The following is a 9494-nucleotide window of genomic DNA, read 5'->3' on the forward strand; positions in this document are numbered from 1 at the left end:
AGGCGGCCGCCGAGTCGATCGCCATGGTCAAGGCCGAGATCGCCACCCTGCGCGAAGACACTCTCGACCGGCAGGTGTCGCAGGCCCGCAAGGAGCTGGCGGCGATGCAGGCGCGGGCGGCCAAGCTCGAAGCCGACCGCGCCGTGGCGGAAAACTCCGCCGACGAGTTGCGCGGGCTGATCCCGGCCCTGGAGGAGACGCGCCGCTTCGCCGACGGGCGCGACGTGCCGGCGGCCGAGCGGGAGCTGGGCGAGGTGCGGCTGCGGCTCAACGAGGCGCTCAAGGCGCTCGGCGTGGCCGACCGGGAAGTCTCCTCGGCCCAGGCCGCGCTCGACGCCGCGCGGGGGGGGCGGCCCGGCGGCGGCCCAGCTCAACGCGCTGGCGGCGGCCGGCATCGGCGCCACCGGCCTGCTCGACGCCCTGGACGTGGCCGAGCAGGCCCGCGACGCCGCCCACACCCCCGACGGAACCGGCCTCGCCCGTGGTGGCCTCGCCGACGGTGGCGCGGGCGTCCTCGCAGGTGGTGGCGCGGGCGCTGATGCCGGCGCCGGTACCGCCGGCGATGCTGGTGCTGACGGCGGGGCCGGAGGCGGGGAGGGGCAGGCGCTCGGGGAAGCGCTCAAGGCGCGTTACGGCAGATCGCAGGGGCAGGCCGGGAGCGGGACCGGCGCCGGGACCACGACCATGACCGGGGCGCTGGGCGAGTTGCGTGGCTGGCCCAACGAGCACGCCGTGATCGTGGACGCCGCCCAGCTCGACGCCGCCGCTGCCGCCCTGGCCGCGCTGCCCGGGTCCGTGCTGGTCAGCGCGGCCGGGGTGAGCGTCGTCGGGGCGTTCGACGGGGTCGCGACCGGGCGCGAGGCCCGGATCAAGGCGGCCGAGCAGCGGCTCAACCGGGCCAGAGACGTACAGGAGAGCGCCGCCCAGGCCGTGCACGACGGGGAGGAGTCGGTCGCGCGGGCGCAGCGGCGGCTGGAGGGTGCCAGGGCCGGGGTGCGGCTGGCCGAGCTGGAGGCGAAGCTCGCCGAGCGCCGGGCCAGGCTGGGCGAGCTCAACGGGGCCATCGAGGAGCTGGCGCCGAAGGTGGCCGAGTTCGAACGGCAGGCGGGCTCACTCGACTTCCGCGCCCGTACCAGGGACATGGAGATCGAGCGGCTGGAGGGCCGCAGACAGCGGCACGAGGCCGAGCGGGCGCAGGCGCGCGGGCTGGAGGCGAAGGTCGGCGCGGAGCGGGAGGCGCTCAAGCTGGCGGCGCTGGCCGCCGACTGGGGCGGCACGATCGAGACCGCCCGCGAGTGGCTGGCGGCGCTGCCCGAGGAGGAGCGGCCGCGTGCCGCCGAGGAGTGGTGGCGGGTCGCCGAACGCCACCTCGACCAGGCGTTGCGCGACACGTTCCCCGAGGAGGAGGCGGAGATCCCCGAGGAGCTGCGGTTCCTGCTGAGCGAGCGGGAAGGCAGCACGGCGCGCGAGCAGGCGACGTTCGCGGGCGTGTGCGGGGCGCTGGCGTCCTATCTGCGGGGGCAGGAGGAGTACGAACGCCACCAGCGGCGCCAGATCGAGGCGCAGCTCGGCTCCCGCCAGCGCGACCTGGCGGCGGCGGCCAGGGGCGCGGAGGAGGCGGCCCAGTCGACGGCCGTGCACCGGGCGGCGCTGACGGCGGCGATCAAGGCGCGGCTCACGCGGGTGGCCGAGGAGTTCGACAAGCTCGACACCTCCTACGGCGGCTACGGCGCGACCCTGGAGTTCCCGGTGCCGCCGGCTCCGGCCGACCCCGAGCAGCGCTGGCAGTGGCGGGTGACGCCGAAGTGGCGGCGGGGCGAGGGGCAGGGGTTCGTCCCGTACAACCGGCGGGCCAACACGGCGCTCATGGACGAGAAGGCCGTCAAACTGGTGTGCGCGGCGGCCATCGCCTCCTCCGGGGGCGGCCATCTGTGCCTGGTCCTCGACGAACTCGGCCGCAACCTGGGCAAGGAGCACCGTAGGGAGGCGGTGGCGCTGTTCAGGCGGATCGGCGAGACGTACGGGATCACGGTGATCGGGGCGCTGCAGGACGACATGGAGCCGTACGCGATCGACGCCTGCGGGCAGTACATCAAGTTGCGGCGCTCGTCGGACGCGATGCCGTACAACGAGCCCCCGGTGATCGTCGGCCACGACCACCACGCCGAACGCGTCCGGGCCCTCTCGTCATACGTCGACCGAGGCGCCCCGGCCCCGGTGCGGCCCGTTCACTTGGTTGGGGGGCCGGTGTAGGAGGCGCGGAGGCGGAGGAGGGAGCCGCGGTCGTACTCCTCCATTGCGTGGGCGAGCCAGCCTGCCGCCCTGGCCACTGCGAAGATCGCCTCGCCCGCCCCACTCACCATGCCGGCTACCGCGGTGAGGACGGCGAGGGCGAAGTCGATGTTGCGGTCAGGGAGGCGGCGACGGCGCATCTCCGCCAGCAGGGCGTCACCGGCGGCGACGCGCCCATGATCGGGGGCGGCGGTTCTGACCAGGTCGAGCAGCAGGGCGCCGCGGGCGTCGCCGTTCTTGTAGACGCTGTGGCCGAAGCCGGGGATGCGTTCGCCGCGCCGTACCCGGTCGGTGACGGCGCGGGCGGCCATGTGCGGCTCGGCGATCTCGGCCAGCAGGCGTTCGGCGCCGTACGACGCGCCTCCGTGCAGCGGGCCGCCCAGGACGCCGAGGCCGGTCAGCACCACGGCGTACGGGTCGGCCTTGGCGGAGGCGGCGACCCTGGCGGCGAGTGTGGAGGCGGCCAGTTCGTGGTCGGCGAGCAGGACGAGGGCGCCTTCGAGGGCGGTGAGCAGGGCGGGCGTGGCGGGTGACGGGCACAGGCGCGACCACAGGCGCTCGCCGATCGAGTCGCCGCTGGGCTCGCTGAGCTGGGGCAGCGCGCCCACCAGGCCGGCGATCATGCGGCGGCCGGTGGCGACGACGGAGGCGGGGTCGAGCTGGTGGCGGAGGGAGTCGGACGCGCCGAGGACCGTGGTGATCACCTGGAGCCGGTCGAGCGGCAGGAGGTCGGCGGGCAGCCCGCGCTGAGCGGTGCCGACCGCCTCCAGCGCCTCGGGCTCACACCGCCACGCCGCAGGTGACGGCATCCTGCGCTGCCCACCGACCGCCTCCAGCGCCTCGGGCTCACGCCGCCACGCCGCGGGTGACGGCCCACCCGCCGAGACGACCGGGATGCCCGGATCGTCGGAAGGGCCCGAGCCGCCGGTGGCGACGGCCGGGGCCGCCGGGGTCTTCGCGGTGGCCGGGATGTCCGGGACGGCGGTGGAAGCGTGCGGATCGTCCACGGGAGTCGCCCGGGTGGTGGGCCAGACGGCGCGGTCGCCGGTCCAGAGCCATTCCGCGACCGTCTCGAACGGGGCCGTTCCCGCCAGGCCGAGCACGTCGAGGCCGCGGTAGTAGGGCCGGTCGACCCCGAGTGCCGTGATGGCCGACTCGATGACCAGCTCCGGCTGCTGGTTGCGCGGGCGGCCGCGGCGGGCCAGGCGTTCGACCTCCTCGGCGGAGAAGAGGCTGCGCCGCCCGTCCTCGCCGTGCCGCCGCCGCAGCACTCCCCTGCTCACGTACGCGTACAGCGTCGCGGTTTTGACGCCCAGCCGTTCCGACGCCGTGGCCGCGTCGATCCACTCCGCCACCCGACAGCCTCCATAGTTGATGAAAGTCAATATTGATCCATCTTTAACGAGCATGTCAACGTGAGGGCATGCCTAACGTTCACTTCCTCGATGTGACCAACCGGGACGGCGTGCAGACCGCGCGCACCGGGCTGTCGAAGTTCGGCAAGACCATGGTCAACTTCTATCTGGCCAGGCTCGGGGTGGCGCAGTCCGAGATCGGGTTCCCGTTCCTCTTCCACGAGGCGCCTTACGTCAGGGCGCAGGTGGCGCTGGCCGAGGCGGGCGTGTTCGGGGAGCTGCGGCTGTCGGGGTGGTGCCGGGGCGTGCCGCAGGACGTGGAGCAGGCGGCACCGCTCGGGCTGAAGCACTACAACCTGTCCATCTCGACGTCCGACTACATGATCCAGAACAAGTTCCGCGGCCGGCTGGGCAGGGAGGAGATCATCAGGGAGATGACGGCCGCCGTCCGCGTGGCCAAGGGCGCGGGGGCGCTGACGGTCGGGGTGAACGCCGAGGACGGTTCGCGGACCGACGACGGGTTCCTGCTGGAGTTCGCGCTGGCGGCGAAGGAGGCGGGCGCCGACCGCGTACGCTACTGCGACACCATCGGCGGCGACTCGCCCGGCCGGATCCGCGAGCGCTTCGCCAGGCTGGCCTCGGGCGCGGCGATGCCGGTCGAGACGCACTGCCACAACGACCTGGGCATGGCGGTGGCCAACTCGGTGTCGGGCGCGCTCGGCGACCTCGACGCCGGGCAGGACGCGTGGATCAACACGTGCGTCAACGGCGTCGGCGAGCGTTCGGGCAACGCCGACCTGCTGTCCACCGTGCTGGCGTTCCGGCACGCGTTCGGCCTCGACGCGAAGATCGGCGATCCGCTGGATCTGTCGTGGGCGCGCCGGTTCGCATTGTGGGCGAGCTACGCGCTGGGGCAGCCGCTGCCGTACAACCAGGTGGGGGTGGGGCGCAACGCGTTCGCGCACGAGTCGGGCATCCACGCCGACGGCGCGCTGAAGGATCACGGCAACTACGAGCTGTACGACGAGGCGACGCTGGGCCCGTTCCCCGAGGACCGGCACGCGCGGGCGGGCCGGGTGGTGCTGACCGGCGAGTACGGCGGCAAGGCCGGCTTCCGGCACGTCATGGACGGGCTCGGCGCCGAGGTGGCCGACGAGGACCTGTCGTTCCGGCTGGTCCAGCTCTGCAACGCGATGACGGGGAGGCCGCTCACCGATGACGAACTTCGTCTGATCGCGGCCCACCCGCGCGAGTTGTCCCTGTTGTTCCCCGGGTACTGAGGCCCGGCCGGCGCGAAATGCCGCTGCTGTCACGCGGCCCTTGAGCCCGGTCACCACGAATCGCCGTGGCCGTTGAGCCCGATCAGCGCGGGCTCAACGGCCGCCGGTCAGCGCAGGGCGCTGTCGCCGGTTTCGGGCAGGGCGAGCAGGCAGAGCAGGCTCAGCACGGCCATCGCGGCGACGTACCCGCCGACCGCCATCGCCCCCAGCCCGCCCGCCTGCATGCCGGTCGCGACCAGCGGCGGTACCGCGCCGCCGAGCACGCCGCCGAGGCTGTAGGCGGTGGAGGCGCCGCTGTAGCGGTATTCGGTCCTGAACAGTTCGGGCAGGTACGCGCCCATCGGCCCGAAGACCAGCCCCATGAGCGCGAGCGCCCCGGCCAGCGCCAGCCCGACCAGGAACACCGAGCGCGTCTCCATCAGCGGGAACATCACCAGCCCCCACGCCACGGCCGCGATCGTGCCCGTGATCAGCGTGCGGCGGCGGCCCACCCGGTCCGACACCACGGCCGAGACGACCGTGCCGGCCGCCATGAACACCACCCCGATCATGGTCAGCGCGAGCATCGTGGTCCTGGGGATCTGCAGCGTGCCGGTGCCGTAGGCGAGGCAGTAGGTGGTGGCGGTGTAGAAGAGCGTGTACGCGATCGTCATGGCGCCGGCGCCGAGCAGCACGCGCCGCCACTGGTGCCGCATGAGGCCGGCGAAGGGCACCTTGGCGATCCGGCGCTCGTCCATGGCCTGCTGGAAGACGGGCGTCTCGGAGATCTTCAGCCGTACGTACAGGCCGACGACCACCAGCAGCAGGCTCGCCACGAACGGCAGCCGCCAGCCCCAGCTGTCGAACTGCCCCTCGCTCAGCGTCTCCCCCAGGATGAGGAACAGCCCGTTCGCCACGATGAACCCGGCCGATGGGCCGAGCTGCGGAAACATCGCGTAGAGCCCGCGCTTGCCCGGCGGCGCGTGCTCGGTGGCCAGCAGCGCCGCGCCGCCCCACTCGCCGCCGAGGCCGATGCCCTGGGTGAAGCGCAGCAGCACCAGCAGCACGGGCGCGAGCACGCCGATCGAGGCGTAGCCGGGCAGCAGCCCGATCACCACCGTCGAGAGCCCCATCACCAGCAGCGACACGACCAGCATGGACTTGCGGCCGATCCGGTCGCCCCAGTGGCCGAAGACGGCCGAGCCGAGCGGCCGCGAGATGAACGCCACCGCGAACGTCGAGAACGCCGCGAGGTTGCCCGCCAACTGGTCCATCTCGGGGAAGAAGGCGGTGTTGAGCACCAGGGCCGCGGCGGTGCCGTAAATGTAGAAATCATAGAATTCGATGGCGGTGCCGATCAGGCTGGCGGTCGCGATCCTCGACCGGCTCGGCGCCGACGTCTGGGGGGATGTCGTCATTGTGTCTCACCATGCGGACTAGCGTCTTGTGAAATGACACGCGAACGCTATCACCTGCGCAATGTTAAGTTTCAAGCGCTGCTGACTCGGGGAAAGGAACACGGTTTGGCTGTCGAGCTGGTCATCTTCGACTGCGACGGGACGCTGGTGGACAGCGAGCCGATCTCCGTACGCGTGGGCACCGCCGCACTACGGCGCCTGGGCTGGACGATCGACGAGAACGAGTACGCCGAACGCTTCGTCGGCTGCACCAACGAGTACTGGCTTGAGCAGATCGGCCAGACGCCTCCCGGCTGGCGCGAGCAGCTCAACGCCGACTACGTGGCCGCCGTCAAGGCCGAGCTGCGCACGATCGAGGGCATCGAGGAGGCGCTCGACCGGCTCACCATGCCCTGCTGCGTGGCCTCCAACGGCCGCCACGCCACCATCCGCCGCAGCCTCGAACTGACCGGCCTGGCCGACCGGTTCGCCGGGAACGTGTTCAGCGTCGAGGACGTGACCAGGGGCAAACCGGCGCCCGACCTGTTCCTGCACGCCGCGGCCGTGATGGGGGCCGAGCCCGAGCGGTGCGTGGTGGTGGAGGACAGCCCGTTCGGGGTGGCGGCGGCGGTGAGCGCGGGCATGCGCTGCCTGGCCTTCGCCGGCGGCATCACGCCGGTGTCCCGGCTGGAGGGGCTGGGGGCGACCCTCTTCCACGAGCCCGCCAAACTCCCCGACCTGATCGCCGCCCTCGACTGAAGCGACGGCTGCACCAGTGCCCCTCCCTGCTCGTCCCCGGCCGCCGGGGATCGCGTTCGGGGACGCGCCGCTCCGGCGGAGCCGCGACCGTAGGTAAGGGGACGGCCTGTCAGTACGGCCGCCTTCGTCGCCGCACGGGACGGCCTGCCGGTACGGGCACCCTCGCCGCCGCACGGGACGGCCTGCCGGTACGGGCACCGCGCCGCCGTACGGGGGACGGCTTGCCGGACGGTCGCCGCGCCGGCGTACGGGACGGACGGCCTGCCGGCACGCCCCATGCGGGACGGGCCGTCACACGTCTTCGCGGGTGCGGCCGTTCTCGTCGAGGTAGTCGCGCCACGACCGCTTCGGGGTCCAGCCCAGCAGCCTGTGGGCCTTGGCGCAGGAGATGCCCGACGCGTCCGGACGGGCCAGCGCCCGCAGCTCGATCCGGTCACCGTGATACCGCCGCAGCGAGGCCGCGAAGTCGTGCCCGCCCGCGTTGTCCGGCGAGGCGATGTAGAACACCTCGTGCCCGGGCAGTTCGGACTCGGCGGCCAGCACGATCGCGTCCGCGAGGTCGTACACGTCGATGTAGCTCCACAGCCCCGCCCCCACCACGGAGGCGTCGCGCACCTGCGGCCCGAGGTTGCGCTCGTAGTTGCCCTCGTGCTGCACCCAGCTCGGCCGCAGCGAGATGCACCGGATGTCCGACCGGCGCACCGCCGCGTCCATGAGCTGCTCGCCGAAGTGCTTGGCCAGCGCGTACGGGTCCTGCGGCCGGATCGGGTGCTCCTCGTCCACCGGCGCGTAGTCGGGCAGGAACGGCCGCTCGGGGAAGAAGAACCCGGGCACGGTCTCGCTGGAGATGTTCACGAACCGCGGCACGCCGAACCGCACCGCCGCCTCGATCATGTTGAACGTGGACATCAGGTTGTTCTGGAACACCACCTGCGCCGGGTTGGAGGTGGGATCCGGGATCGCCGCCGCGTGCACGACAGCCTCGGCCCCGTGCGTCACGGCGAAAGCCTGCCCGGCGTCGGTCAGGTCGGCCTGCACGTAGCGGGGGGTCTCCGGCTCGTGGCGTTCCCAGACCGGGCGGGTGAGGTCGGTGGCGGTCACCTCGTGACCCGCCTCGGCCAGGGCCTTGACGGCCGCTCTGCCCACCTTGCCATGGGCTCCCGTGACGACGACGCGCATGATGACCGCTCCCTTGCTCTCTCGGCCGGTCCAGCGTAGTGCGCCCCTGGCACGAAGGTCATCTCCCCGGAACGCCCTCGTGGCGCGCTCCGCCGGAGCCCGTACGCGACCAGCGCAGGCACCGCCTTCTCCGCCCGGCACGACCCGGCGCCACCGCAACCACCGCAACCACCGCAACCACCACAACCACCACTGCCCACCACCGCCGCCACCACCGCCACCGCCACCGCCACCGCCACCGCCACCGCCCGCGGAGCGGAGCCGGACATCATGCCCTCAGCGCAAGCCCGCCCCCCTCGTACGCGGTGCGGAAGTCAGCGCAAGCCCACCCCCGCCCGCGTACGTGGTGCGAAGGTCAGCTCAGGCCCACCGCTCGCAGTGTGGAGCCCGTGCGGGTCTTGGTGACCTTGAGCTGGGCGGTGATCCGGGAGCGCAGCTCGGCCACGTGGCTGACGATGCCCACCGCCCGCCCGCCGTCACGCAACCCGTCGAGGATGTCGAGGACGCTGTCGAGCGTGTCCTCGTCGAGTGTGCCGAACCCCTCGTCCACGAACAGCGTGCCCAGCTCCGCGCCACCCGCCTCGGCCGTGACGACGTCGGCCAGCCCCAGCGCCAGGGCCAGCGAGGTGATGAAGCTCTCGCCGCCGGACAAAGTGGCGGGATCGCGGTCGACGCCGGTCCAACCGTCGGCCACGCGCAGCCCCAGCCCGCCGCCGGCGCGGGTGCGGGAGCCGGCCGTCTTCCGCAGGTCGTGCCGGAGCAGGTAGCGACCGCCCGACATGTGGTCGAGCCGTTCGTTCGCGGCGTCCACGACCTGGCGCAGGCGCTCGCCGAGCACGTAGGAGGACAGGCTCATGCTCCACTGGTTGTCGCCGGATGTGCCGCTGGCCAGGGCCGCCATCCGCTCGGCCAGCCGGTGCCGCTCGGCCAGGGGGCGCCAGTGCTCGATGCGTTCGGACAGCTCGGCGTGCAGCTCCTCCAGCCGTCGCGCCCTGGCCCGCACCCGGTCGAGGGCGCTCGACAGCCTGGTGTAGGCCGCCTCCAGCTCGTCGCGCTCGGCCTCGATCGCGGCCAGATCCGGCGCGGGCTCGGCCGCCGCCGCCACCAGCTCGGGATCGGCCAGCACGCCGCTCACGGCGGCATGCTCGTCGTCCAGCCGCCGCAGCAGCTCCGCCTTGCTCTCCCGCTCCCCCGGGCTCCCGTACGCGGCCTCCCCCTCCCCCACCTCCCCCAACCCCGCTTCCCCCTCCCCC

The 9494-nt window shown here is 73.0% G+C and carries 7 protein-coding genes and 1 pseudogene; 4 read left to right on the forward strand and 4 right to left on the reverse strand.

The window, feature by feature from the left end; translation table 11 throughout:
- Both ABFX54_RS54715 and ABFX54_RS54720 read left to right on the forward strand, forming a co-directional pair.
- Positions 1-539: pseudogene (locus tag ABFX54_RS54715) on the forward strand (hypothetical protein); the annotation flags it as partial.
- Positions 427-2253 carry a hypothetical protein gene (locus tag ABFX54_RS54720; RefSeq protein WP_346115266.1) on the forward strand — a complete coding sequence of 609 codons (1827 nt, stop codon included), beginning with the start codon at positions 427-429 and terminating at the stop codon, positions 2251-2253. The pseudogene ABFX54_RS54715 and the gene ABFX54_RS54720, both read left to right, overlap by 113 nt.
- On the opposite strand, the gene ABFX54_RS54725 is transcribed toward ABFX54_RS54720, so the two are convergent.
- Positions 2229-3647 (reverse strand): citrate/2-methylcitrate synthase, encoded by a 1419-nt coding sequence (locus tag ABFX54_RS54725; RefSeq protein ID WP_346115267.1) that lies wholly within the window; start codon positions 3645-3647, stop codon positions 2229-2231. The two genes, ABFX54_RS54720 and ABFX54_RS54725, sit on opposite strands and share 25 nt — an antisense overlap.
- A 68-nt stretch (positions 3648-3715) precedes the next feature.
- On the opposite strand from ABFX54_RS54725, the gene ABFX54_RS54730 reads away from it, so the two are divergent.
- Positions 3716-4927 carry a homocitrate synthase/isopropylmalate synthase family protein gene (locus ABFX54_RS54730; RefSeq protein WP_346115268.1) on the forward strand — a complete coding sequence of 404 codons (1212 nt, stop codon included), beginning with the start codon at positions 3716-3718 and terminating at the stop codon, positions 4925-4927.
- A 107-nt stretch (positions 4928-5034) separates the two neighbouring features.
- On the opposite strand, the gene ABFX54_RS54735 is transcribed toward ABFX54_RS54730, so the two are convergent.
- The gene (locus ABFX54_RS54735; protein ID WP_346115269.1) at positions 5035-6324 is read right to left on the reverse strand and encodes an MFS transporter; all 1290 of its coding nucleotides are present in this window, start codon (positions 6322-6324) and stop codon (positions 5035-5037) included.
- Between the two features lie 105 nt (positions 6325-6429).
- Between ABFX54_RS54735 and ABFX54_RS54740 the strand changes: the two genes are divergently transcribed.
- The gene (locus ABFX54_RS54740; protein WP_346115270.1) at positions 6430-7062 is read left to right on the forward strand and encodes an HAD family hydrolase; all 633 of its coding nucleotides are present in this window, start codon (positions 6430-6432) and stop codon (positions 7060-7062) included.
- A gap of 291 nt (positions 7063-7353) precedes the next feature.
- On the opposite strand, the gene ABFX54_RS54745 is transcribed toward ABFX54_RS54740, so the two are convergent.
- Both ABFX54_RS54745 and ABFX54_RS54750 read right to left on the reverse strand, forming a co-directional pair.
- Entirely contained in the window at positions 7354-8241 is an 888-nt protein-coding gene (locus tag ABFX54_RS54745; RefSeq protein WP_346115271.1) for an NAD-dependent epimerase/dehydratase family protein, read from the reverse strand.
- Between the two features lie 355 nt (positions 8242-8596).
- A partial coding sequence (locus tag ABFX54_RS54750) for an SbcC/MukB-like Walker B domain-containing protein (protein WP_346115272.1) occupies positions 8597-9494 on the reverse strand: 898 nt, incomplete at its 5' end.

This window comes from Nonomuraea maheshkhaliensis, from assembly GCF_039529435.1.
Taxonomy (GTDB): Bacteria; Actinomycetota; Actinomycetes; order Streptosporangiales; family Streptosporangiaceae; genus Nonomuraea; species Nonomuraea maheshkhaliensis.

Bases quoted from the DNA above. Each gene is read 5' to 3' on its own strand.
- ABFX54_RS54745 (WP_346115271.1), bottom strand. From the start codon at position 8,241: ATGCGCGTCGTCGTCACGGGAGCCCATGGCAAGGTGGGCAGAGCGGCC.
- ABFX54_RS54730 (WP_346115268.1), top strand. From the start codon at position 3,716: ATGCCTAACGTTCACTTCCTCGATGTGACCAACCGGGACGGCGTGCAG.
- ABFX54_RS54735 (WP_346115269.1), bottom strand. From the start codon at position 6,324: ATGACGACATCCCCCCAGACGTCGGCGCCGAGCCGGTCGAGGATCGCG.